Source organism: Sphingobium sp. 22B, assembly GCF_001580035.1.
Lineage (GTDB): Bacteria > Pseudomonadota > Alphaproteobacteria > Sphingomonadales > Sphingomonadaceae > Sphingobium > Sphingobium fuliginis.
In genome coordinates this window covers 131682-153145 of record NZ_LTAB01000018.1, presented here as the reverse complement: position 1 = coordinate 153145, position 21464 = coordinate 131682, and the positions used below count along the sequence as shown (strand labels likewise).

The following is a 21464-nucleotide window of genomic DNA, read 5'->3' as shown; positions in this document are numbered from 1 at the left end:
CGGCCCCCGGCCGGTCGGTTCGCGGCAAAGGGTCAGGCGGCGATGTCGTAGGGCCGGATTTCGCCGGTCAGATAGAGGTTGCGCGCCTTCGACCGGCTGAGCTTGCCCGAGCTGGTGCGCGGCAAAGTGCGCGGCGGCACCAGTTCGACCACGCAGTTCATGCCGGTGATCGCCCGCACGCGTTCGCGGATCTGGTCGCGCAGCCGGGTACGCTCATCATTGTCGGAGGTCCGGCAATGCACCAGCACGGCGGGCGCTTCCTCGCCGCCCGGCGTGGTGATGGCAAAGGCGGCGATGTCGCCCTGCTTGAAGCCGGGAAGCTGCTCCACCGCCCATTCGATGTCCTGCGGCCAGTGATTCTTGCCGTTGATGATGATCATGTCCTTGGCGCGGCCCACGATATAAAGATAGCCGTCGCTCAAATAGCCCATGTCGCCCGTGTCCAGCCAGCCGTCGACCATGCAGGCGTCGGTCGCCTCAGGATCGCGGAAATAGCCGACCATGAGCGACGGCCCGGTGGTCCACACCTTGCCGATCTGACGCTCGTTCAGCTTCGCTCCATCCTCGTCCCGGATTTCCACGACCATGTCGCGCGCCGGCTTGCCGCAATTGACGATCGAGCGGAAGCGCTGCGGCCGGCCTTCGGTCGCGTCGCCGCCGGAAAGGTCGGTTTCCTCCACCAGTTCGACGATGATGCCCTCGCCCGGCGGCATGATGGTGACGGCCAGCGTGGCCTCGGCCAGGCCATAGCTCGGCAGGAACGCCTTGGGGCTGAACCCCGCGTCCCCGAACGCATCGACGAAGCTCTGCATCACATCCGGGCGGATCATGTCCGCGCCGTTGCCCGCGAGCCTCCAACGGGAAAGGTCGAAACGATCCTGCGCCTTGGTCTGGCTCGACATGCGGCGCGCGCAAATGTCGTAGCCGAAGGTCGGGGAATAGCTGATCGAGGTGCCTTCGTTGCGGCTGATGAGGTCCAGCCACGCCAGCGGACGGCGAGCGAAATCCTCGGTCTTCATATAGTCGGTCGACACCTGGTTGGCGACGACGGACAGGAAGCAGCCGACCAGACCCATGTCATGATACCAGGGCAGCCAGCTTATGCAGCGGTCGCTCTCGACCAGTTCCATGCCATGGCTGTGCGCCGCCAGATTGCTGAGCAGCGCATGATGCGTCACCGCCACGCCATGGGGGAAGCGGGTCGAACCGCTCGAATATTGCAGATAGGCGATCTCCTCGCCCTTCGCCTGCGGCAGATCGCAGGGCACGGCTTCCCGCGCGATGAAATCCTCGAAGGCGATGCTCTCGACCGCCTTTTGACGGCCGGATTCCCCCGCCATCTCCTCCAGTTCCTTGGGAAAGAGGAACAGCATCGGGTCGCAGCTCGACAGTTGGACGTTCAACTGGTCGATATAGCTTTCCTTGCCGCCGAAGCTGGTCGGCAGCGGCAGCGGCACCGGCCAGGCGCCCGCATAGACGATGCCGAAGAACAATTGCGCGAAATCCGGGCCCGTCTCCGCCACCAGGGCCACGCGATCCTCCGGCTTCACCCCATGGGCGATCAGCCGGTGGGCGCAGGCGACGGCGTCCTCGCGAAGCTCCGCAAAGGGATAGGGTCGCGCCAGATTCCCCCGCGCGTCGTGAAAGTTCAGGCCGCGCCGCCCGGTCGCAGCATAGTCCAGCGCTTCGCCCAGCGTCTCGAAGTCGGAGAAACGGCGGGGCAGATCGTCGGTGGTTGGCGTCGGTGCCATCATGCTTTGCGAACCCGTCATATTGGTGTCACCCAATGTCATGTTTGTCATATTCCGGCGCGCCGCTAACAGCTTTCAAGCCGCTTTGCACCGGATAGTTGCATTCCAGCTTGGGCTTTTACCCCAAAAGGGGCGGTAAAATTCCGGCCCGACTGTGGCATAATCAAGGCGCAACAGGCATGAAGCATTGCCATGACCGGCAAACGCCCTCCTGCCCCGCTCGATGAAGAGGCCATGCGCGAACTTGCGCTGCGTTATGTGGCGCGCTTCGCCACCAGCCGGGCCAAATTGCTCGCCTATCTGGGCCGCAAGATCAAGGAACGTGGCTGGGGCGGCGAAGACCCCGCCGATCCGCAGGCGCTGGTCGATCGGCTGAGCGAATTGCGCTATGTCGACGATGCCGGTTATGCCGTGATGAAAAGCGGCGCGCTCAGCCGCCGCGGTTATGGCGCCCGCCGGGTCGCGGAAACCCTGCGCGCCGATGGCATAGCGGAAGCCGACCGGGTGGAAGCCCACGCCCAGACCGAAAGGGAAAGCTGGTCCGCCGCCGACCGCTTCGCCCGGCGCAAGCGGATCGGCCCCTATGCCCAGGAACGACCGGACCTAAAGCAGCGGGAAAAATGGATTGCCGCCTTCCTGCGCGCCGGCCATGATTACGCCACCGCCCGCCGCTGGACCGACGCCGCGCCGGGGGAAGTGCCGGAAGCGGATGAGTAGCCGCTCAGCACCCTGTTTGTTAACCGCCAGGCTGTGATACCTCACCCCCATGAAGCCCTTCCTCCTCCTTCTGCTTGCAATTCTCCCGGCCGCCTGCTCCCCATCCGCCCCCAAAGCCGAAAACACCGCCGCGCCCACCGCCACCGGGCAAACCACCCTCCTCCCCCTCACCATCCACACCGCCAAAACCGCTCACCGCTTCACCGTCGAACTCGCCCTTACCGAACAGCAGCAGGAACAGGGCCTGATGTTCCGCAAGTCGCTCGCCCCCGATTCCGGGATGCTCTTCCCCATGTCACCGCCCCGCCCGGCCAGCTTCTGGATGAAGAACACGCTGATCCCGCTCGACATGCTGTTCATCCACACCGACGGCAGCATCGCCTTCCTGAAGGCCAACGCCGCCCCTTATTCCCGCGAGCCGGTCTCCGCCGGCATCCCGGTCGCCGCCGTCCTCGAACTGCGCGGCGGCAGGGCGGCGGAGCTGGGCATCAGGGAAGGCGACCGCGTCACCTGGGGCGATTGCGACCGGCCGTCCTCGTCAAACCCCCTCAATTTCTGCCCCCGCTGACCAGAACCGCCTTGCCAAGCGCCAGCCGCAACGGCTAAGCGCTTCGCCCATGGGAATCCTTGGCAAGATCTTCACCTGGTGGGATGGCGCGACCATCGGCACCTCGCTCTACACCTCCCGCAAGGGCACGAAGGTGGGTGAGGACCATCAGGGCAATGTCTATTATGAAGGCGGCACCGACCCCAATGGACTGACCCGGCGCTGGGTCATCTATAATGGCGCGAACGACGCCAGCCGCGTGCCCGCCGAATGGCATGGCTGGCTGCATCATTCGATCGAGGGCGCGCCGGAGAGTTTCCTGCCGCCCCCGCGCATCTGGGAAAGGGACTTCACCCCCAACGCCACCGGCACGGCCCAGGCCTACCGCCCCACCGGCGCGCTGGAAAAGGGCGGCCTGCGCCAGAAGGCGACCGGCGATTATGAGGCGTGGAGCCCCGACGCATCATGATGCGGCGCCCGGCGGGACGTTTCCTGCCGATTCTCGGCTGCACCCTGGTACTGGCCGGTTGCGGCGGCGACGATCTGCCGACGCAGAACCAGGGCGGTCCTGTCCGCATCGAGGGGCAGAAGATCCGCAATGGCGACGAGTCTCCCCTCACCGGCACGCCGATGAACGAGCGGGTGGCGGTGATCGGCCTGCTCAACAAGCGCAACGGCATCACCACCGACCTGACGATGAAGCCGGGCGAAGCGCTGCGCGTGGGCGATGCCATTGTTCGGCTGCAGGCCTGCGAAACCACGGCGCCCTGGGAAAATGTGCAGGAAACCGGCGCCTTCGTTCAGCTCGACGTGCGCAGCACCGCCGACAATAAATGGCGCCGCAACTTTTCCGGCTGGCTGTTCCGGGAACGGCCCGACCGCAATGTCGTGCAGCACCCGGTCTACGACGTCTGGGTCAGGAGCTGCACGATGTCATGGCCGGAAACCGGTCCCGATACGGTGAAGCTGGGCGACAAGGGCGAAGTGTCGGACGGCGCGCGGGCCAAGGCGTCCCCGGCAAGCGGCGAAAATGCCAGCTCCGCCCAGACGCCGGAACCGGCCGCCAGCACGCCCCGCCCCGCCCCCAGCGCCACGCCGTCCAATGCGCCCGCCAATGATTGAAGATAGTCGCGCTGGCTGATTTCGATCGCACCCAATGACCGCAGATGATCGGTCATGAACTGGCAGTCGAGCAGGGTGAAACCGCCGAAACGCATGCGGGCGGTCAGCCAGGCCAGCGCCACTTTCGAAGCATCGGCGCGTCGCGACACCATGCTTTCCCCGAAAAAGGCCCGCCCCAGCGCCACGCCATAAAGGCCGCCCACCAGTTCCTCCCCCTCCCACACCTCAACGGAGTGGGCGAAACCTATTTCATGCAGATGGCGATAGGCACGCTCGATCGGATGGTTGATCCAGGTGGACGGGCGGTCCGGCGCGGCTTCTGCACAGAGCCGGACGATGCCTGCGAAATCGCGATTGGCGGTAACCCGAAACCGCTCCCGCCGGATCGTCTTGGCCAGCGAATGGGAGATGTGGAAACCGTCGAGCGGCATGATCGCCCGTCGCTTCGGCTCGATCCAGTACACCTCCTCCGCCTCGCGGTCGTCGGACATGGGAAACACGCCGATCGCGTAAGCCTGCAACAGCACCAGCGGGTCAATCGTCATCAAAGAAAGACTTAACGCGAGACAGGGCAGCGCGCCAGTGCGACTTTCATTCCTCGAACCGCCTTGCAAAACGGGAAGCCCCATCCCGCGGTCGATGGAGCATCAACATGAGCGGCCTTAAGGCTGTGGTAGAAGCAGGCTAGAATCGCCATAGCTGTAGAAACGATAGCCGCCATCAATGGCGTGCCGATAGACCGACAGCATTTTCTCCGTGCCCATCAAGGCGCTTACCAGCATGAACAGGGTCGATTTGGGCAGGTGGAAATTGGTCATCAACCCGTCGACTGCGCGGAAACGATAGCCCGGCGTGATGAATATCCGCGTCTCGTCCGCGAAAGGACGGATGATGCCGTCCTCCCCCGTCGCGCTTTCCAGCAGGCGCAGGCTGGTGGTGCCGACCGCGATCAGCCGGCCGCCGGCCGCCCGTGCGGCGTTGAGGCGGTCCGCCGTCGCCTGGTCGATCCGCCCCCATTCGGCATGCATCCGGTGATCGTCCGTATCGTCCGCCTTTACCGGCAGGAAGGTGCCGGCGCCGACATGCAGCGTCAGCGTTTCGGTCCGGACGCCGGCTTTTTCGACCGGTGCCATCAATTCGGGCGTGAAGTGCAACGCCGCCGTGGGGGCGGCGACCGCGCCGTCTTCCCGCGCGAACATGGTCTGGTAATCGCTGCGGTCGCGCTCGTCGGTCGGGCGCTTGCTGGCGATATAGGGGGGCAGCGGCATCCGGCCCGCCCGTTCCAGCAACAGCTCGACCGGCTCCTCACCCTCGAAGCGGAGCGTGACGCCACCGTCCTCGTCGCGCGGGCCGGCCACAGCGGTGACGCCATTGCCGAAGTCGATCCGGTCGCCATCGCGCACCCGCTTGGCGTTGCGGAGGAAGGCCTGCCATTGGCGCAGACCGAGCCGCTTGTGGAGCGTGGCGCCGACCCTGGCCTGGCCGCGCATCCCCTCCAATTGGGCGGGAATGACCCTGGTGTCGTTGAACACCAGCACGTCGCCGGCGCGCAGCAGGTCGGGCAGATCGCGCACGATCCGGTCCTGGAAGGGCGCGTCGCCGGGCACCAGCAGCAGCCGGGCCGCGTCGCGCGGGGAAGCAGGGCGAAGCGCGATGCTTTCAGGCGGGAGGTCGAAATCGAACAGATCTACGCGCATGGTCGAATGCTCTAGAACAGCATATCAAGTGCTCCTGCGAAGGCAGAAGCCCAGTTCAGGCGGCGGGACTGGGCTTCTGCCTTCGCAGGAGCACGCATTCACCCGGCCTGACTATTTCTTCTTCGGCGCGGCCGGCTTCCTTGCGGGCGCGGGCTTCTTCGCCGGCGGCGCGACGATCGAGGGCGCGGGCGGAGCAAGCGGCGTCGGCAGTGCCGTCACCGGCGGTCTGCCGTCGCTTTCGATCGAGGCCTGGAGGATGATGGTCGGATCGGCGGGCGGTTCGCCCTGATGGATGGCATCGACATATTGCATGCCCTCGATCACGCGGCCGAACACCGTATATTTCTTGTCGAGCTGCATGCGCGGCAGGAAGACGATGAAGAACTGGCTGTTCGCGCTGTCCTCGCTCTGGGCGCGGGCCATGGAGACGGTGCCACGCAGATGCGGCATCGGATTGAATTCGGCCTTCAGGTCCGGCAGCGTCGACCCCCCGGTCCCGTCCCCCTTGGGGTCGCCGCCCTGCGCCATGAAGCCGGGAATGACGCGGTGGAATTTGAGCCCGTTGTAGAAGCCCTGGCGCGTCAACTCCTTGATCCGCTCGACATGGCCGGGCGCGATGTCGGGACGCAACTGGATGCGCACGCGGCCGCCGCTCGACAGGTCCAGGTCCCAGACATTCTGGGGATCGACAGGCACCGTGGCCGGCGGCAGCTTGGAAGCGGGGTCGAGGCCGAGCTGCTTGGCGGCCTGCTCCGCGCGCACGGCCGCCTCCTCCTTCTTCATCTCCTCGGCATTGCGCCCACCGCCGCCCTGGGCCAGGGCCGCGCTGCTCGATGCATAGAGAGCGAAACCGATCGCCACGGTCTTGAGCGCCGACGTGAACCGCATGAATGAAGCTTTCCTCAAATTTTGCCCAGGTGCGAACTTGCCCTGATAGCGCCCTCTTCGCGATTGGCAACTGAACGAAGGCTGAGTGGAGCCTTCAGCCCTGCCCTTTCAGGCCGATGGCGGCGACCCGCGCCTCCACTTCCTCGCGCACGGCGGGGCTGACGAATTTGTGGATCGGCCCGCCATAGAGCGCGATTTCCTTGACCAGACGGGAAGCGATCGGCTGCAACGACACGTCCGCCATCAGGAAAACGGTTTCGACCCGGCCGTTGATCTGCTGGTTCATCCCCGCCATCTGATATTCATATTCGAAGTCAGCGACGGCGCGCAGGCCCCGGATGATGACGCTCGCCCCCTGCGATTCGGCAAAGTCCATCAGCAGCGAGTTGAAGCCCGTGACGACGATTTCCGTGTCGATGCCCGCGCATTCGCGCCGCACCATATCCAGCCGTTCATCGTCGGAGAACATCGGAGATTTGGAGATGTTGGTGGTGACGCCGATCACCAGCTTGTCGACCAGCTTCGCGCCGCGCCGGATGATGTCCATATGACCCAAGGTGATCGGATCGAATGTCCCGGGATAGACCCCCACCCTCTGCTTGCTCATGCCCCTAACGATCCCTTTCCACGATATAGTCGGCAATGGCGCGCAGCAGGTCGGCCTCCGGCCCGAAGCCGTGCAGATGCGCCTTCGCCTGCTCGACCAGCAGGCGGCCCTGTTCCCGCGCCCGCTCCACCCCCAGCAGGGAGACGAAGGTTTCCTTCCCCGCCGCCGCGTCCTTGCCCAGCGCCTTGCCGGCGAGAACGGCGTCCCCCTCTACGTCGAGCAGGTCGTCCGCGATCTGGAAGGCAAGGCCGATGTCGCGGGCATAGCCGTGCAGGCGCGTCCGCCCCTCCGGCGGGATGCGGGCCATGATCGCCGCCGCATCGACGCAGAAGCCGATCAGCGCGCCGGTCTTCAACTGCTGGAGCCGCGTGACCGTGGGCAGGTCGAAGCTGGTCTTCTCCGCCTCCAGGTCCATCATCTGGCCGCCCGCCATGCCGCTGGTGCCGCTGGCGACGGCCAGCGCCTTCACCAGCTCGACCCGGACGAAAGGATCGGGATGCGTCTCCTCGTCCGCCAGCACTTCGAAGGCCAAGTCGTGCAGGCAATCGCCCGCGAGGATCGCCGTCGCCTCGTCAAATGCCTTGTGCACGGTCGGCTTGCCCCGGCGAAGGTCGTCGTCGTCCATCGCCGGAAGATCGTCATGCACCAGCGAGTAGACATGGATGCATTCCACCGCGACGCCGACCCGCAGCGCCGAATCCCGCGAGATGTTGAACAGGTCGCTGGCCGCCTGCACCAGCAGCGGACGCAGCCGCTTGCCTCCGCCCATGGCCGCATGGCGCATCGCTTCGTGCAGGCGCCGGCGCGGGTCGTCGGGAACCGCCAGCAGCGCGTCGAACAGGCGGTCGATGTCGGCCGCCACCGCCGCAGCGCGGTCGGCCACCAGACCGATCGACCGAGGCGAGGCGGAGTCGGGTCCGCTCATGGCCGCCTCTCCCGCACGCTGCACGCTCAGTCCGAACCGAAGGGCTGAGCGCCGGTCACGGCGCCGCCGGCGTCGATCGTCAGCTTGGCGATGCGCGCTTCGGCCGCCTGCAGCCGTTCCATGCAGCGTTTCCGCAGTTCCTCGCCCTGCGAATAGAGCGAAATGGATTCGTCGAGCGGCACATCCCCGCTCTCCAGCCGCCGGACGATCGATTCGAGCGCGCGCAGCGCATCTTCGAACGACATCTGCGACGGATCGCCCTCATGGGTCATGCTGTCTTGCGCCATGTCCCTGCATTGGCGACCCCCGCCCGCCCGGTCAAGCCCGCATGGGCCCTGGGAGCCGATTCCGGCCGCCATTCACGAAAACGTCATGACGTCGCGCCACTGGCTGGCGGACTCGTGGCAGTTTTGCGTTGACGCTTGGCGTGGCTAGTGCACATAGAAGGACCGCTATGAAATATCATCTCCCCCTGATCTCCGTGGCGGCGCTTGCGCTGCTCTCCGCCTGCAACAAGAATGACGAACCCGAAGTGGTGGGCGGCCCCGCCGATCCCATGGCCGAAAAGCTGGCCAATGCCGCTCCCGTCGAACTGCCGCCGATGGTGAAGGAAAGCCATCAATATCGCTGCAAGGACAACAGCCTGATCTTCGTCGACTTCATGAGCGACGACAAGACGGTGAACGTGCGCACCGAAAAGGACGGCGCCCCCACGAAGCTGACCGCCGCCGAGGCGGGCAAGCCCTTCGAAGGCGGCGGCTTCAAGGTCGAGGGCTCGGGCAAGCAGATCACCGCCACCCTGCCGGGCAAGAGCGCGCTGAGCTGCAAGGCCTGATCCTTTCCGTTTTCCTGCAAGTGCGGGCCGGCCCTCCCCATGGAGGCCGGCCTTTTTCTTTGGAGTTTGCAAGGATGTGGCCAATCGACGCCATTCCTCTCCCGCCTGCTGGAGAGGGAGTGGCTTGAACCGCCCCAATCTGCACGCCCGGGCCGACGCGCTCAACGCAATTCCGGCTCTCCCACCTCGACTGGATCGGGGCCGAAGCGGTTGGGGCCCCGCGTGCCGCTCATGATGAAGAAGATCAGCAGGACGATGCTGCCGATGATCGGGAAGAAGACGATCAGCAGCCACCAGCCGCTGCGGTCGGTATCGTGCAGGCGGCGGACGGAAACCGCGATATGGGGAATGATCATCGCCAGCGTGAACAGCCCCGTCAGCGGACCGCCGCGGGTGCTATAGCCCGCGCCCGCCCACCAGGGGCCGCGCTGGAACCAGTGATCGGTCGTGCTGAGGCCCAATATCCCCTCGACCATCGCGACGCCGATATAACAGAGCAGCAGGAACAGGACGAACATCCAATATTCGCGCGGCCGCGCCCGGCCGGAGAATTTGGCGTAGCGACGAAGCGGCAACAGCATCCATTCCATGGGCAACTCCCCTTTTTTTCGTCCGGCCGGGAAAGCTATCATGTTTTCGCCCGGGCGCGAGCCTCAGCATTGTCTATCGGGCGCTCCCCCGCTAAAGGCGCGCACATGTCCAGCACCGCATCCCAGATCACGCCGCAGGTCGTCGCAGACCATGGGCTTTCCCCGGAAGAATATGATCGCGTCCTGAACGCGCTCGGCCGGGAGCCGAATCTCACCGAACTCGGCATTTTCTCGGTGATGTGGTCGGAGCATTGCTCTTACAAAAGTTCGCGAATCCATCTGAAGAAGCTGCCCACGGAAGGGCCGCAGGTCATTTGCGGCCCCGGTGAAAATGCGGGCGTGGTGGACATCGGGGACGGCCAGGCCGCGATCTTCAAGATGGAGAGCCACAACCATCCCAGCTATATCGAACCCTATCAGGGCGCGGCGACGGGCGTGGGCGGCATTTTGCGCGACGTCTTCACCATGGGCGCGCGGCCGGTGGCGAACATGAACGCGCTGCGCTTCGGGCGGCCCGACCATCCGAAGATGAAGCACCTCATCAGCGGCGTGGTGCATGGCATTGGCGGCTACGGCAATTGCGTCGGCGTGCCGACCGTAGGCGGCGAGGTGAATTTCCATCCCGCCTATGACGGCAACATCCTGGTCAATGCGATGACCGTGGGCGTCGCGGAAACGGACAAGATCTTCTATTCCGCCGCTTCGGGCATCGGCAATCCGATCGTCTATGTGGGTTCGAAGACCGGCCGCGACGGCATCCATGGCGCGACCATGGCCTCGGCGGACTTCGGCGACGACGCCGACGCCAAGCGCCCGACGGTGCAGGTCGGCGATCCCTTCACCGAAAAGTTGCTGATCGAAGCCTGCCTCGAACTCATGGCATCCGACGCGATCGTCGCGATCCAGGACATGGGCGCGGCGGGCCTCACCTCCTCCTCGGTGGAAATGGCGTCCAAGGGCGGCGTCGGCATCCAGCTCAACATGGACGATGTGCCGCAGCGCGAAACCGGCATGACCGCCTATGAGATGATGCTGTCGGAGTCGCAGGAGCGCATGCTCATGGTGCTCCAGCCGGGCAAGGAAGCCTTTGCCGAAGCCATTTTCCGCAAGTGGGAGCTGGACTTCGCCGTGATCGGCCATGTGACGGATACCGGCCGCATGGTGCTGGTCCACAAGGGCGAGACGGTGTGCGACATTCCGCTGGCCCCGCTGGCCGACGATGCGCCGCTCTACGACCGTCCGGCGATGGCGAAGGATGAATATAAGGCCTGGTCGGGCGTGCAGCCCTTGGGCGAGATCAGCGAGAGCGCCGACATCGGCGCCGATCTCGTCAGGCTGATGGGATCTCCCGACATCGCCTCTCGCCGCTGGATCTGGGAGCAGTACGACCATATGGTGGGCGCCGACACGGTGCAGCGCCCCGGCGGCGACGCGGCGGTGGTGCGCGTCCATGGCACGCGGAAGGGCATCGCGATCAGCACCGACTGCACGCCGCGCTATTGCTATGCGGACCCCTATGAGGGCGGCAAGCAGGCGATCGCGGAATGCTATCGCAACATCAGCGCCGTCGGCGCGACGCCGCTCGCCGTCACCAATTGCCTGAACTTCGCCAATCCGCAGCGGCCAGAGATCATGGCGCAGTTCACCGGCTGCCTGGAAGGCATGGGGGAGGCTTGCCGCGCGCTGGATTTCCCGATCGTGTCGGGCAATGTCAGCCTGTACAATGAATCCAAGGCGACCGGCGGCGGATCGGCGATCCTGCCCACCCCGGCGATCGGCGGCATCGGCCTGCTCCAGGACATCGACGGGATGGCGACCGTGGCCTTCAAGAATGAGGGCGACGCCATCTGGCTGATCGGCGGGGAAGGCGGCCATCTCGGCCAGTCGATCTGGCTGCGCGAGATTGCCGGCCGGGAAGCGGGCGAGGCGCCGAAGGTCGATCTGGCGGCGGAGCGTGCCCATGCAGAAACCGTCCGGGCGCTGATCGCGGAAGGCAAGGTCAATGCGGTGCATGACATTTCCGACGGCGGCCTGCTGGTCGCGGTGACGGAAATGGCGCTGGCCGGGAAGATCGGCGCGGAGCTGAGCATCGCCCTTACGACCGCCAGCGCCTTTGGCGAGGATCAGGGCCGGTACATCGTCGCCGCCGCCCAGGGGGTGGACATTCCAGGCGCGCTTCGCATCGGCACGACCGGCGGCGACAAGGTGGCGGGCGTGGCGCTGGCGGACCTGCGCAGCGCCCATGAGGGCTTCTTCCCGGCACTGATGGACGCTGAACTTTAAAGAATAGAAATGACGTGCTCCTGCGCCAGCAGGAGCACGCTGCGCTGAATGCGCTGAAGATGTCCATTTCGAGGAGTCCCGCCATGGCCTTTACCGCGAAGATCCTCCTTCTGGGCTCGGGCGAACTGGGTCGTGAATTCGTGATCTCCGCCAAGCGCCTCGGCGCGCAGGTCATCGCCTGCGACAGCTATGCGGGCGCGCCTGCCATGCAGGTGGCGGACGGGTTTGAAGTCTTCTCCATGCTTGACGCCGACCTGCTCGCCAAAGCCATCGAAAAGCATCGGCCCGACTTCGTGGTCCCCGAAATCGAGGCGATCCGCACCGAGGTCCTGGCCGATTTCGAGGCGCGCGGCGTGACGGTCGTCCCTTCGGCCCGCGCCACCATCATGACCATGAACCGCGACCGCATTCGCGAAGTCGCCGCGGTCGAACTGGGGCTGCGCACCTCCCGCTATCGCTACGCCGAAACGCTGGAGGAAGTGCGGGCGGGGGCGGCGCATACCGGCCTTCCCTGCGTCATCAAGCCGGTCATGTCCTCATCCGGCAAGGGCCAGAGCACGGTCCGCACGATTGAGGAACTGGAAGCCGCCTGGGACTATGCAGTCGCGAACATGCGCGGCGACCGCAGCCGGGTGATCGTCGAGGAATTCATCGCCTTCGACTATGAGATCACGCTGCTGACCGTGCGCAGCCGTGACGGCGTCAGCTTCTGTCCGCCTATCGGCCATCGGCAGGAACGCGGCGACTATCAGGAAAGCTGGCAGCCCACGCCCATGTCCGGCGGCGCGCTGGCCGCCGCCCAGGACATGGCGCGCAAGGTGGTCGACAACCTGGGCGGCTACGGCATTTTCGGCGTGGAGTTCTTCGTGAAGGGAGAGGATGTCATCTTCTCCGAACTCTCGCCCCGGCCGCACGATACCGGCATGGTGACCCTGATCTCCCAGAACTGGAGCGAATTCGATCTTCACGCCCGCGCGATCATGGGCCTGCCGGTGCCGGAAGTGACGCTGCATGGGGCCGCGGCTTCGGCGGTGATATTGGCGGATCGGGAATCGGATGACTTTGGGTTCGAAGGATTGGCCGAAGCGCTCTCGACGCCCGGTGGGGAAGTCGATCTGCGGCTGTTCGGCAAGCCGACGACCCGCCCCTATCGCCGCATGGGCGTCGCCCTGGCCCGCGCGATCGACGCAGACCAGGCCCGCGCCGTCGCGGCCGAGGCTGCATCGAAAGTGCGGATCATCCATGGTCGATAGGGCGGTTTCCCGCCATTAGGCCCCTCGCCTTGAAGGCGAGGTGTCAACATCCGCAACTGGCCCAATCTTGCCAATCCCGCATGGCATCCCAACATGCGTCCCGACCCCGAAGCAAGGAGCCTTTCATGACCATCACCCGCCGCGTCACCGTGCATGAAGGCCCTGGCGGTCAGTTCGAGAGCATGGCCGTGTTCGACGATGCCGCCGCCGCTCCGCGTCCGGCCATCCTGCTTTTCCCCAATGTTCTGGGCACCAAGGAGGCCGATTTCGCCTATGCCGAAAAGGTCGCGGCGATCGGTTACACCGTGCTCGTCGCGGATGTGTTCGGCCAGGGCAAGCGGACCAGCCGGGCCGATCCGGACATGGGCCGCTACATGGCCGAACTCAATGATGACCGCACTTTGCTGCGGGACCGGACGAACGCCGCCCATGCGCTGCTGAAATCGCTCGATGAGGCGGACGAGAGCCGGACCGCGGCGATCGGCTTCTGCTTCGGCGGCAAATGCGTGCTCGACCTTGCCCGTTCAGGAGCGGATATTGCAGGCGGCGTCAGCTTCCACGGCGTCTATGATGCGCCGCCCCTTCCCCATGCGAAGATCACCGCGCGGCTGCTGATCTGCCACGGCTGGGACGATCCGATCGCGCCGCCGGAAGCCACGGTCGCGCTGGCGAAGGAACTGACCGAAGCGGGATGCGATTGGCAGATCCATGCCTATGGCCATACCGGGCACGCCTTCACCGACCATGACGCGAAGATGCCAGAAAGGGGCCTGGCCTATAATCCCGAAGCCGACCGCCGCAGCTTCCGCGCGATGGCCGATTTCCTGGGCGATCTCTTCGGCTGAACCGCGGCCGGCCGGGTTCAGATTTCGTCGATCATCTCCGCCAGCACGCCCAGGCAGTCCTTGGCGAGTTGGATCGACCGCGCCGGCGACCAGCCGAAATCGGCGTCCGGCAGGTCGTCATTATCCTTGAACGGCATTTCCAGCGTCATTGCCACGGCGCCGAAGCGCTCGGCCAACTGGTTGGTGGACATGGACAGGTTCGCCTTGCCCGCCGGCGCGGTGGGATAGCCCTTCCTCGTCTGGAAATCGGGCGTCCGGGCGGCCAGCGTGTCGCGATAGCGGCGATACAAGGCCGACTGCCGCTCCGTGATGGAGGGAATGCCTTCGAACCCGGCCAGGAAGACGGCCGCGATCGCCTCGTCGCCATGCACGTCCATGGCGAAGTCGACCCCGACCTCATCCATCGCTCCGCGCACCAGGAACACCTCCGGACTCTTCTCCATCGACGGCTCATGCCATTCTCGGTTGAGGTTGATGCCCACGGCGTTGGTCCGCAGATGGCCGCGACGGCTGCCGTCCGGATTCATGTTCGGCACGATGTAGAAGGTCGCCTCCCTGCGCAGCAGCCGCGCCACGGCGTCCTCCTCGTCGCAGAGCCGCTCCAGCGCACCCTCCATCCACCATTCGGCCATGCTTTCGCCCGGATGCTGGCGGGCGTAGAGCCAGACCTTCTTCGGTCCTTCCCCCAGCACCAGCAGGTCGAGCGGCTGCCTGTCCACCGTCAGCCCCAGTTCGCGATGCTCCACCCCCGGCTGCGACGCCGCCCAGGCGACCAGATCATGGTGCCGTTCCATCGAATAGGGCGCGAAATAGGCGAGCCACACCGCATTGCTGTCGGGCGAAAGACGGATCGTCAGCGTCCCGTCGGCATAGCCGGTGTCCGCCAGAAGCCAATTCTCCCGATCCTCGCTATAGCGCGCCTTATAGCCTGGCCAGCCGTCGGGATAGGCCGACGCGCCGCAATTGACGATCGCCAGTTCGACTTCCCGCCCGGCCACGCCAGCCACGCGGAAGTGGAACCATTGGTAGAAGTCGCTCTGCCGGTCTTTGACGATCTCCAGCTCGGCGCGGACGCCTGCGGACGTGGCGGAAATGGAAAGGACGCGAATATTGCCGCTGTCGAAGGCACTTGTGATCGAGATGCTCATCTGACGGTTATAGTCCGCCCCGATTCGCCCGGATAGCCCCCCAGCAATGCCGTCGCCAGCTTCTGCGCCGCCAGACCCGGCTGCGATGCGGGCGTTCCCTCCCGCGCCCCGGTCTGCGCCCGGCCCTCCCAGATGGTGGTCGAATCGGCGCGGCGGCGTATCTGCACCTGCAATTCGGTGAAGACCTGCCCCTTGGGCTTGCCCGACAGGTTGATGCCGATGCCCAGCCCCAGGCCGGAATAGCCGCCGCTGCCCACGGCGCCGCCCACGCCGACGCTTACCGGCTTGCCATTGGCGCCATAGCTTTCGGGTTCGCGGAAGGTGCGGCGAAAACTCACCAGCGCGACATAGTCGCTCTTCGCCCCCTGTGCGGCCGTGGTGAAGCCCACGCGCTGCAATTCCTGCTCGACCGCGGCGGCATAGGTGCGGAATTCCAGGCCGACATCGGGGTTGCCGGCCATTTCCTCGACGGCGATGGTCCCGTTGCGCGCCGGATCGTCGATATGGAACCGCGTCACCTCCACGGGTGGAACAGCCGTGGCGCAGCCGCTGAGCCCCAGGGCGAGCAGGGACGGAAGGACGATCTTCTTCAACATGGACGGATTCGACATGGATGGCACTCCAGGGGATGAACAGCCTCTACACGACACCGCGCCGCTAATCCCTTAAAAGCGTCAAGCCACGGATTTGCTGCATGCAGGATGAACGGCGCGGCGATGGAGCGAAAAGCGGGCGGCCGCCCTTGACTTTCGGCCGTCCCGCCCATAGGGGCTGCGCTTCGATTTTCGATCACGCAAGATTCATTCAAAGGCTGGTTCCATGAAGATCCGCAATTCGCTCAAGTCGCTCAAGGGCCGTCACCGGGATAACCGCGTGATCCGCCGTCGCGGCCGCACCTATGTCATCAACAAGACCAACCGCCGCTTCAAGGCCCGCCAGGGCTGATTCATGGCGGATATTGCCGCCGTCGTCTTTGACGTTGGCAATGTCTTGTATCACTGGACCCCAAGGGTTCTGTACGAGCGCCTGATCGATGACGATCGGGCGCTCGATGCGTTTCTCCGTGACGTGGTGACGCTGGACTGGCACTTCCAGCACGATCAGGGCCGCCCCTTCGCGGAAACCAGCGCAGAGCTGATCGCGCGCCATCCCGAACATGCGGCGCTGATTCGCCTCTGGGGCGAGAAGTTCATCGACAGCGTAGGACCGGCAGTCGAGGGCATGCCGGAGATCGTCCTTGAATTGCACGAGGGCGGCATTCCGCTCTTCGCCATCACCAATTTCAGCCATGAATTCTGGGCGCCATTCCATGCTCGGGAGTCGGCGCTGTTCGCCCCCTTCCGCGACATCGTGGTCTCCGGCGCGGAAAAGCTGGTGAAGCCCGACCCCGCGATCTACCGGCTGGCGCTGGAGCGATTCGGTTTGAGCGCGGAACAGGCGCTGTTCATTGATGACCGCGAGGAAAATGTCCTGGCGGCCGAGACGGAAGGCATGCGCGGCCACCTGTTCCGCGATGCGGCGACGCTGCGCCGGGAACTGGCAGAGCTGGCGTTGCTTCGAAGCCCAACCGTCTAAGCTGGACATGCCCCTGCGAAGGCAGGAGCACGCCCCTCAGGACCGATCGGCATTCAGCCCTCGTCCCGGCCCCTCAGCTCATCTCCGCGAATCGCGGCCACATGCAGCACATTGGTCGACCCCGGCGTCCCGAAAGGCACGCCGGCCAGCACGACGATCTTGCCGCCCTTCTCGACCATATCGTGGCGCAGCGCCATGCGGCGGGCCTTGCCGATCATCTCCTCGAACGTGCCGATGTCCTTGGTCCGGACGGCATGCACGCCCCAGGTCAGCCCCAGCTTGCGCGCCGTATCCTGCCGCGGCGTCAGCGCCAGGATCGGTGTCATCGGCCGCTCGCGCGCCACGCGGCGCACGGTGCTGCCCGAAGAGGTGAAGCAGGTTATCGCGCTCGCCCCGACGACGGACACGATGCTGCCGGCGCCCTCCGCCAGCGCATCGGCGGTGGTGGGATCGGGCTTCGTCTCGGTATAGTGCAGCCGCCCGAAATAGCCCGGATCGCGCTCCACGCTATGGGCGATGCTGTCCATCATCGTCACCGCCTCGACCGGCCAGTCGCCCGCCGCCGTTTCCGCTGACAGCATGATCGCGTCGGCCCCGTCATAGACCGCGGTCGCGACATCGGACACTTCGGCGCGGGTGGGCGTCGGCGCCTTGATCATGGATTCCAGCATCTGCGTCGCCACCACGACGGGCCGACCCATGCGGCGCGCGGTCGCCACGATCTGCTTCTGCAGCGGCGGCACCGCCTGGGGCGGCAGTTCCACGCCAAGGTCGCCCCGCGCCACCATCACGCCGTCGGCCAGTTCGATGATCTCCTCCAGCCGCTGGACAGCCGCCGGCTTCTCGATCTTCGCCATCAATGCGCCATAGCCGCCCATCAGCTTGCGCGCCTCGGCCAGGTCTTCCGGCCGCTGGACGAAGCTCAGGGCGATCCAGTCGCAGCCCTGTTCGACCGCGAAGCTCAGGTCGCGCCGGTCCTTTTCGGTCAGCGCCGGCACCGGCACGACCACATCGGGCACGTTCACGCCCTTGCGGTTGGAAAGGGTACCGCCGACCTCGACCACCGCGTCGATGCGATCCTCCGCCACCTTCTTGACCCGCAGCACCATCTTGCCGTCGTCCAGCAACAGCCGGGTTTCGGGCACCAGAGCCGCATAGATCTCCGGATGGGGCAGGTTGACCCGCGTCGCATCGCCCGGCGCAGGATCGCTGTCGAACACGAAGGCCGCGCCCGTTTCCAGCACCGCCAGCCCGCGATCGAATGTCCCGACGCGCAGCTTCGGCCCCTGAAGGTCGCCCAGGATTGTCGTAGGACGTCCGAATTCCTTTTCCAGCGCCCGGATCGTCGCGATGCGCGCGGCATGATCCTCATGCGCGCCATGGCTCATATTGATGCGGAAAGCGTCGGCCCCGGCGACGAACAGCGCCCGGATCATTTCCGGGCTGTCGCTCGCGGGGCCAAGGGTCGCCAATATGCGGACCTTGCGCGAACGGGGCGGTAATTTCGTCATTCCTCTTGTCTCCTGGCCGTCATGGTCGCCTCTGGTTTGCCAGGGCGCGGTTTTCGATTATCCGTGCTGCACGACAGGATGATGATCAGCGAAAGGTTCGCCGTGAGCGATAACATACTCAGTGATGCGGTTGCCGCAACCGCCTTCCGACGGCTGGTGGCGCATTTGCAGCACCGCACCGATGTCCAGAATATCGACCTGATGGGAACGGCGGGCTTCTGCCGCAACTGCCTGGCCGACTGGATCGCGGAGGCGGACGGCACGATCGGCAAGGAGGAGGCGCGCGAGATCATCCATGGCATGCCCTTTGCCGAATGGAAATCCCGCCATCAGGGCGAGGCGACGCCGGAACAGATCGCCCGCATGCAGGAGAGTGTGGCGAAGAACGCCGACAATCATTAGAGGCAGGCGCCGACCGATTCATCAACCGATTCACATTTACTGGAGATTCCCATGAGCGATGGCAATGTCGCCGCCGAACAGCTACGCCTCTTCATCGAGCGCATCGAGCGTCTGGAAGAGGAAAAGAAGGGCATCGCGGACGATATAAAGGACGTCTATCTGGAGGCGAAGGCCAATGGCTATGACGTGAAGACGATGCGGTCCATCGTCCGCCTGCGCAAGATGGAGCGCAATGCCCGCATGGAAGCCGAAGCGCTGCTGGAAACATACAAGACGGCGCTGGGCATCGAATAAATCGCAGCGCGGGGAGAGCGTCCATGACCGGGATCATCGTCAGCACCACCCCTTCGCTGGAAGGCCGGCCTGCGAAGGAATATCTCGGCATCGTCACCGGCGAGGTGATCGTGGGCGCAAACCTGTTCCGCGACCTGTTCGCCAGCGTGCGCGACATCGTCGGCGGGCGCTCGGGCGCCTATGAGGACGTGCTCCAGCGTGCCCGCGAACAGGCGATCGCGGAAATGCGCACCCGCGCCGCGGCGCTGGGCGCCAATGCGGTCGTCGGCGTCGACCTGGATTATGAGACCGTCGGGTCCAGCGGGTCGATGCTGATGGTGACCGCCTCGGGCACCGCGATCCTCGTCTGACATTGCGCATCAAGGGCGCGCTCGCTAGAGAGCCCGCATCGAACAAACAGACAAGTCAGGAGCAGGCCGTGGCCGGCCATAGCAAATTCAAGAACATCATGCATCGCAAGGGCGCGCAGGACAAGAAGCGCTCCTCGATGTTCTCCAAGCTGTCGCGCGAAATCACCGTGGCGGCGAAGATGGGCATGCCCGACCCGGACATGAACCCGCGCCTCCGCCTTGCGGTCAACGCCGCCAAGGCGCAGTCCATGCCAAAGGACAATATCCAGCGCGCGATCGACAAGGCGATCGGCGGCGACATGGAGAATTACGAGGAAATCCGTTACGAGGGCTATGGTCCCGGCGGCGTGGCCATCATCGTCGAGGCGCTGACCGACAACCGCAACCGCACCGCAACCAACGTCCGCACGGCCTTTTCCAAGAATGGCGGCAATCTGGGCGCTTCGGGCGCGGTCAGCCACGGTTTCGACCGCATGGGCCTCATCACCTATCCGGCGAGCGCGGGCGATGCCGACGCGATCTTCGAAGCGGCGCTGGAAGCGGGTGCGGACGACGTCTCCTCGAACGAGGACGAGCATGAGATCTGGACCGCCATGGACGCGCTGCACGAAGTCGCCAGGGCGCTGGAGGCCAAGCTCGGTCCGGCCGAAGGCGCCAAGCTCGCATGGAAGCCACAGACCACCGTCGAGGTGGACGAGAGCAATGCGGCGACGCTGATGAAGCTGGTCGACACGCTGGAAGACGATGACGACGTCCAGACCGTCTGGGGCAATTACGAAGTTTCCGACGAAGTCATGGAGAAGCTGGGTTGATCCTTCCCCTTCCCTCTCCCCTGCGGGGAGAGGGATGCGAAGCTCTGGCGGCCCTGCCGCTCGGGCGAAGCCGGGAGGACGCGGCAGCCGACGCGCCCGGTCCGGTCTCCCTCCAGACGGGCCTGTCCGGCGGACCAGCAAGCCTCCCTGTCCTCTCCCGTGAAGGGACGAGGGGAATATCATGATCATCCTGGGCCTGGACCCGGGCCTTGGCACGACCGGCTGGGGCCTGATCGCCGCGGACGGCAACCGCCTCACCCATATCTCCAACGGCCAGATCAAGACCGATTCAGGCATGGCGCTGGCCAGCCGGCTGCTGGTGCTCGATCTGGCGCTGACCGACCTCATCCTCGAACATCAACCCAATGGCGCGGCTGTCGAAGAGGTGTTCCTCAACGTGAACCCGCAGTCGACGCTCAAACTCGGCCAGGCCCGTGGCGTGGTGCTGCTGGCGGCTTCGCGATCCGGTATGGAAGTGGGCGAATATGCCGCCCGGCTCGTCAAGAAATCCGTGGTCGGCGTCGGCAATGCATCGAAGGAGCAGGTCCACGCCATGGTCTCCCGCCTCCTCCCCGGCGCAAAGATCGCAGGACCCGATGCCTCGGACGCCCTGGCCGTAGCGATCACGCACGCCCATCATCTGGCCAGCGCACGAAGGATTCCGCGGAAGTAGAAGGGTGGGGCGATCCGGGACGGGAACTGGCCAATCCAAGACCTTCCCCTCCCGCAGGCGGGAGGGGTTAGGGGTGGGCGCGAGCGTAGCGAGCTTCCAGCTTAGCCGTTGAAAATTCACGCTGATGTCGTGCCAGCCCACCCCCTAGCCCCCTCCCGCCTGCGGGAGGGGGAATGGCAGGAATCCACCCAAACCGGTCGGGACCATCACAATTCGCGGCGCAGGGCGGGGTCTATGCTGCCGTCGGGGCGGACGCCGGCGCGTTTCAGGTCGCGGGCCATTCTTCCGGTCAGGAAGCGGAACCACATCACGAAATCGGCCCGCAGCGACCAGAAGGGATAGCGGAAGGTCGCCGGGCGGTTATGTTCGATCAGGCTGTGGCCGATCCAGGCGAAGCCATAGCCGGCGAGGGGCACGGCGGGGATCATCCACCAGCTTCCCGCGACCGGCAGCGCGGCGATCAGCAGCACGACCAGGCTGGTGCCGGCATAGTGCATCGCCCGCGTGCCCGCATGGGCATGTTCCTGGAGATAATAGGGCCAAAAGTCGCGGAACGCCGCCGTCTTGTCGTCCATCGCATCCCCTCCTGCCTGTGTCCGCAAGCCTATCGGGAAACGGGATGGAAGTTAAGATGGATGC

26 protein-coding genes and 1 pseudogene are annotated in these 21464 nt (G+C 65.3%); 15 read left to right on the top strand and 12 right to left on the bottom strand.

Features of this window, described 5'->3' with window-relative positions:
- Nucleotides 1-32: 32 nt before the first annotated feature.
- Complete coding sequence (locus tag A0J57_RS16325) at nt 33-1793, bottom strand: fatty acyl-AMP ligase (protein WP_044660374.1); 1761 nt, start codon at nt 1791-1793, stop codon at nt 33-35.
- Nucleotides 1794-1943: 150 nt separating this feature from the next.
- On the opposite strand from A0J57_RS16325, the gene A0J57_RS16320 reads away from it, so the two are divergent.
- From A0J57_RS16320 to A0J57_RS27275, 4 genes and pseudogenes are all read left to right on the top strand, one after another.
- Nucleotides 1944-2468: a regulatory protein RecX gene (locus A0J57_RS16320; RefSeq protein WP_061937842.1), complete on the top strand. Its 525-nt coding sequence runs from the start codon at nt 1944-1946 to the stop codon at nt 2466-2468.
- A gap of 49 nt (nt 2469-2517) precedes the next feature.
- On the top strand, nt 2518-3036 hold the full coding sequence (locus A0J57_RS16315) for a DUF192 domain-containing protein (RefSeq protein WP_061937839.1): 519 nt from the start codon (nt 2518-2520) through the stop codon (nt 3034-3036).
- A gap of 49 nt (nt 3037-3085) precedes the next feature.
- Complete coding sequence (locus A0J57_RS16310) at nt 3086-3484, top strand: NADH:ubiquinone oxidoreductase subunit NDUFA12 (protein ID WP_025547500.1); 399 nt, start codon at nt 3086-3088, stop codon at nt 3482-3484.
- A pseudogene (locus tag A0J57_RS27275) lies at nt 3481-3882 on the top strand (DUF2155 domain-containing protein); the annotation flags it as partial. The gene A0J57_RS16310 and the pseudogene A0J57_RS27275, both read left to right, overlap by 4 nt.
- Nucleotides 3883-3917: 35 nt before the next feature.
- Here the strand turns inward: A0J57_RS27275 and aat are convergent.
- From aat to A0J57_RS16280, 6 genes are all read right to left on the bottom strand, one after another.
- Nucleotides 3918-4682, bottom strand: coding sequence for a leucyl/phenylalanyl-tRNA--protein transferase (gene aat / locus A0J57_RS26925; protein WP_076605760.1), 765 nt, complete (start codon nt 4680-4682; stop codon nt 3918-3920).
- A gap of 117 nt (nt 4683-4799) precedes the next feature.
- Complete coding sequence (gene queA, locus A0J57_RS16300; RefSeq protein ID WP_061937833.1) at nt 4800-5834, bottom strand: tRNA preQ1(34) S-adenosylmethionine ribosyltransferase-isomerase QueA; 1035 nt, start codon at nt 5832-5834, stop codon at nt 4800-4802.
- Between the two features lie 111 nt (nt 5835-5945).
- Nucleotides 5946-6722 (bottom strand): peptidylprolyl isomerase, encoded by a 777-nt coding sequence (locus A0J57_RS16295; protein WP_061937830.1) that lies wholly within the window; start codon nt 6720-6722, stop codon nt 5946-5948.
- A 94-nt stretch (nt 6723-6816) separates the two neighbouring features.
- Nucleotides 6817-7329 (bottom strand): pantetheine-phosphate adenylyltransferase, encoded by a 513-nt coding sequence (gene coaD / locus A0J57_RS16290; protein ID WP_025547507.1) that lies wholly within the window; start codon nt 7327-7329, stop codon nt 6817-6819.
- 4 nt (nt 7330-7333) lie between these two features.
- Entirely contained in the window at nt 7334-8254 is a 921-nt protein-coding gene (locus A0J57_RS16285) for a polyprenyl synthetase family protein (RefSeq protein ID WP_025547509.1), read from the bottom strand.
- Nucleotides 8255-8280: 26 nt separating this feature from the next.
- The gene (locus A0J57_RS16280) at nt 8281-8541 is read right to left on the bottom strand and encodes an exodeoxyribonuclease VII small subunit (protein ID WP_025547511.1); all 261 of its coding nucleotides are present in this window, start codon (nt 8539-8541) and stop codon (nt 8281-8283) included.
- Between the two features lie 167 nt (nt 8542-8708).
- Between A0J57_RS16280 and A0J57_RS16275 the strand changes: the two genes are divergently transcribed.
- Nucleotides 8709-9089 (top strand): hypothetical protein, encoded by a 381-nt coding sequence (locus A0J57_RS16275; protein WP_025547512.1) that lies wholly within the window; start codon nt 8709-8711, stop codon nt 9087-9089.
- Between the two features lie 161 nt (nt 9090-9250).
- Here the strand turns inward: A0J57_RS16275 and A0J57_RS16270 are convergent, their stop codons facing one another.
- A complete protein-coding gene (locus tag A0J57_RS16270) occupies nt 9251-9679 on the bottom strand; it encodes a DUF805 domain-containing protein (RefSeq protein WP_025547513.1) in 429 nt (142 codons plus the stop codon).
- A 105-nt stretch (nt 9680-9784) separates the two neighbouring features.
- Between A0J57_RS16270 and purL the strand changes: the two genes are divergently transcribed.
- From purL to A0J57_RS16255, 3 genes are all read left to right on the top strand, one after another.
- Nucleotides 9785-11962 (top strand): phosphoribosylformylglycinamidine synthase subunit PurL, encoded by a 2178-nt coding sequence (gene purL / locus A0J57_RS16265; RefSeq protein ID WP_061937827.1) that lies wholly within the window; start codon nt 9785-9787, stop codon nt 11960-11962.
- Between the two features lie 83 nt (nt 11963-12045).
- Nucleotides 12046-13215, top strand: a complete 1170-nt coding sequence (gene purT, locus A0J57_RS16260) for a formate-dependent phosphoribosylglycinamide formyltransferase (protein WP_061937961.1) — start codon at nt 12046-12048, stop codon at nt 13213-13215.
- Nucleotides 13216-13340: 125 nt separating this feature from the next.
- On the top strand, nt 13341-14060 hold the full coding sequence (locus tag A0J57_RS16255) for a dienelactone hydrolase family protein (protein ID WP_044660381.1): 720 nt from the start codon (nt 13341-13343) through the stop codon (nt 14058-14060).
- Between the two features lie 17 nt (nt 14061-14077).
- Here the strand turns inward: A0J57_RS16255 and A0J57_RS16250 are convergent, their stop codons facing one another.
- Together A0J57_RS16250 and A0J57_RS16245 are read right to left on the bottom strand one after the other, a co-directional pair.
- Entirely contained in the window at nt 14078-15208 is a 1131-nt protein-coding gene (locus A0J57_RS16250) for a M14-type cytosolic carboxypeptidase (RefSeq protein ID WP_061937824.1), read from the bottom strand.
- Nucleotides 15205-15819, bottom strand: a complete 615-nt coding sequence (locus tag A0J57_RS16245; RefSeq protein WP_082718712.1) for a DUF4136 domain-containing protein — start codon at nt 15817-15819, stop codon at nt 15205-15207. Before A0J57_RS16245 ends, A0J57_RS16250 begins: the two co-directional genes overlap by 4 nt.
- A gap of 208 nt (nt 15820-16027) precedes the next feature.
- On the opposite strand from A0J57_RS16245, the gene ykgO reads away from it, so the two are divergent.
- Nucleotides 16028-16153 (top strand): type B 50S ribosomal protein L36, encoded by a 126-nt coding sequence (gene ykgO / locus A0J57_RS16240; protein ID WP_004210176.1) that lies wholly within the window; start codon nt 16028-16030, stop codon nt 16151-16153.
- Nucleotides 16154-16156: 3 nt separating this feature from the next.
- On the top strand, nt 16157-16783 hold the full coding sequence (locus A0J57_RS16235; RefSeq protein WP_061937823.1) for an HAD family phosphatase: 627 nt from the start codon (nt 16157-16159) through the stop codon (nt 16781-16783).
- A gap of 53 nt (nt 16784-16836) precedes the next feature.
- On the opposite strand, the gene pyk is transcribed toward A0J57_RS16235, so the two are convergent.
- The gene (pyk, locus tag A0J57_RS16230) at nt 16837-18294 is read right to left on the bottom strand and encodes a pyruvate kinase (RefSeq protein ID WP_076605759.1); all 1458 of its coding nucleotides are present in this window, start codon (nt 18292-18294) and stop codon (nt 16837-16839) included.
- A gap of 102 nt (nt 18295-18396) precedes the next feature.
- On the opposite strand from pyk, the gene A0J57_RS16225 reads away from it, so the two are divergent.
- From A0J57_RS16225 to ruvC, 5 genes are all read left to right on the top strand, one after another.
- Complete coding sequence (locus A0J57_RS16225) at nt 18397-18696, top strand: DUF1244 domain-containing protein (protein WP_235600886.1); 300 nt, start codon at nt 18397-18399, stop codon at nt 18694-18696.
- A 51-nt stretch (nt 18697-18747) separates the two neighbouring features.
- Nucleotides 18748-18990 (top strand): DUF2312 domain-containing protein, encoded by a 243-nt coding sequence (locus tag A0J57_RS16220; protein ID WP_007688707.1) that lies wholly within the window; start codon nt 18748-18750, stop codon nt 18988-18990.
- A 23-nt stretch (nt 18991-19013) separates the two neighbouring features.
- The gene (locus A0J57_RS16215; RefSeq protein ID WP_173664360.1) at nt 19014-19340 is read left to right on the top strand and encodes a heavy metal-binding domain-containing protein; all 327 of its coding nucleotides are present in this window, start codon (nt 19014-19016) and stop codon (nt 19338-19340) included.
- A 68-nt stretch (nt 19341-19408) separates the two neighbouring features.
- Nucleotides 19409-20152 carry a YebC/PmpR family DNA-binding transcriptional regulator gene (locus A0J57_RS16210; protein WP_007688711.1) on the top strand — a complete coding sequence of 248 codons (744 nt, stop codon included), beginning with the start codon at nt 19409-19411 and terminating at the stop codon, nt 20150-20152.
- Nucleotides 20153-20333: 181 nt separating this feature from the next.
- Nucleotides 20334-20825, top strand: a complete 492-nt coding sequence (gene ruvC / locus A0J57_RS16205) for a crossover junction endodeoxyribonuclease RuvC (protein WP_025547533.1) — start codon at nt 20334-20336, stop codon at nt 20823-20825.
- A gap of 206 nt (nt 20826-21031) precedes the next feature.
- On the opposite strand, the gene A0J57_RS16200 is transcribed toward ruvC, so the two are convergent.
- Nucleotides 21032-21400, bottom strand: a complete 369-nt coding sequence (locus A0J57_RS16200) for a DUF962 domain-containing protein (protein ID WP_061939292.1) — start codon at nt 21398-21400, stop codon at nt 21032-21034.
- Nucleotides 21401-21464 lie beyond the last annotated feature (64 nt).

What these genes read in the sequence shown, in the direction of transcription:
- A0J57_RS16325 (WP_044660374.1), bottom strand. Translation starts at nt 1,793, where the DNA reads ATGACATTGGGTGACACCAATATGACGGGTTCGCAAAGCATGATGGCA.
- A0J57_RS16320 (WP_061937842.1), top strand. Translation starts at nt 1,944, where the DNA reads ATGACCGGCAAACGCCCTCCTGCCCCGCTCGATGAAGAGGCCATGCGC.
- A0J57_RS16315 (WP_061937839.1), top strand. Translation starts at nt 2,518, where the DNA reads ATGAAGCCCTTCCTCCTCCTTCTGCTTGCAATTCTCCCGGCCGCCTGC.
- A0J57_RS16310 (WP_025547500.1), top strand. Translation starts at nt 3,086, where the DNA reads ATGGGAATCCTTGGCAAGATCTTCACCTGGTGGGATGGCGCGACCATC.
- aat (WP_076605760.1), bottom strand. Translation starts at nt 4,682, where the DNA reads ATGACGATTGACCCGCTGGTGCTGTTGCAGGCTTACGCGATCGGCGTG.
- queA (WP_061937833.1), bottom strand. Translation starts at nt 5,834, where the DNA reads ATGCGCGTAGATCTGTTCGATTTCGACCTCCCGCCTGAAAGCATCGCG.
- A0J57_RS16295 (WP_061937830.1), bottom strand. Translation starts at nt 6,722, where the DNA reads ATGCGGTTCACGTCGGCGCTCAAGACCGTGGCGATCGGTTTCGCTCTC.
- coaD (WP_025547507.1), bottom strand. Translation starts at nt 7,329, where the DNA reads ATGAGCAAGCAGAGGGTGGGGGTCTATCCCGGGACATTCGATCCGATC.
- A0J57_RS16285 (WP_025547509.1), bottom strand. Translation starts at nt 8,254, where the DNA reads ATGAGCGGACCCGACTCCGCCTCGCCTCGGTCGATCGGTCTGGTGGCC.
- A0J57_RS16280 (WP_025547511.1), bottom strand. Translation starts at nt 8,541, where the DNA reads ATGGCGCAAGACAGCATGACCCATGAGGGCGATCCGTCGCAGATGTCG.
- A0J57_RS16275 (WP_025547512.1), top strand. Translation starts at nt 8,709, where the DNA reads ATGAAATATCATCTCCCCCTGATCTCCGTGGCGGCGCTTGCGCTGCTC.
- A0J57_RS16270 (WP_025547513.1), bottom strand. Translation starts at nt 9,679, where the DNA reads ATGGAATGGATGCTGTTGCCGCTTCGTCGCTACGCCAAATTCTCCGGC.
- purL (WP_061937827.1), top strand. Translation starts at nt 9,785, where the DNA reads ATGTCCAGCACCGCATCCCAGATCACGCCGCAGGTCGTCGCAGACCAT.
- purT (WP_061937961.1), top strand. Translation starts at nt 12,046, where the DNA reads ATGGCCTTTACCGCGAAGATCCTCCTTCTGGGCTCGGGCGAACTGGGT.
- A0J57_RS16255 (WP_044660381.1), top strand. Translation starts at nt 13,341, where the DNA reads ATGACCATCACCCGCCGCGTCACCGTGCATGAAGGCCCTGGCGGTCAG.
- A0J57_RS16250 (WP_061937824.1), bottom strand. Translation starts at nt 15,208, where the DNA reads ATGAGCATCTCGATCACAAGTGCCTTCGACAGCGGCAATATTCGCGTC.
- A0J57_RS16245 (WP_082718712.1), bottom strand. Translation starts at nt 15,819, where the DNA reads ATGTCGAATCCGTCCATGTTGAAGAAGATCGTCCTTCCGTCCCTGCTC.
- ykgO (WP_004210176.1), top strand. Translation starts at nt 16,028, where the DNA reads ATGAAGATCCGCAATTCGCTCAAGTCGCTCAAGGGCCGTCACCGGGAT.
- A0J57_RS16235 (WP_061937823.1), top strand. Translation starts at nt 16,157, where the DNA reads ATGGCGGATATTGCCGCCGTCGTCTTTGACGTTGGCAATGTCTTGTAT.
- pyk (WP_076605759.1), bottom strand. Translation starts at nt 18,294, where the DNA reads ATGACGAAATTACCGCCCCGTTCGCGCAAGGTCCGCATATTGGCGACC.
- A0J57_RS16220 (WP_007688707.1), top strand. Translation starts at nt 18,748, where the DNA reads ATGAGCGATGGCAATGTCGCCGCCGAACAGCTACGCCTCTTCATCGAG.
- A0J57_RS16215 (WP_173664360.1), top strand. Translation starts at nt 19,014, where the DNA reads ATGACCGGGATCATCGTCAGCACCACCCCTTCGCTGGAAGGCCGGCCT.
- ruvC (WP_025547533.1), top strand. Translation starts at nt 20,334, where the DNA reads ATGATCATCCTGGGCCTGGACCCGGGCCTTGGCACGACCGGCTGGGGC.
- A0J57_RS16200 (WP_061939292.1), bottom strand. Translation starts at nt 21,400, where the DNA reads ATGGACGACAAGACGGCGGCGTTCCGCGACTTTTGGCCCTATTATCTC.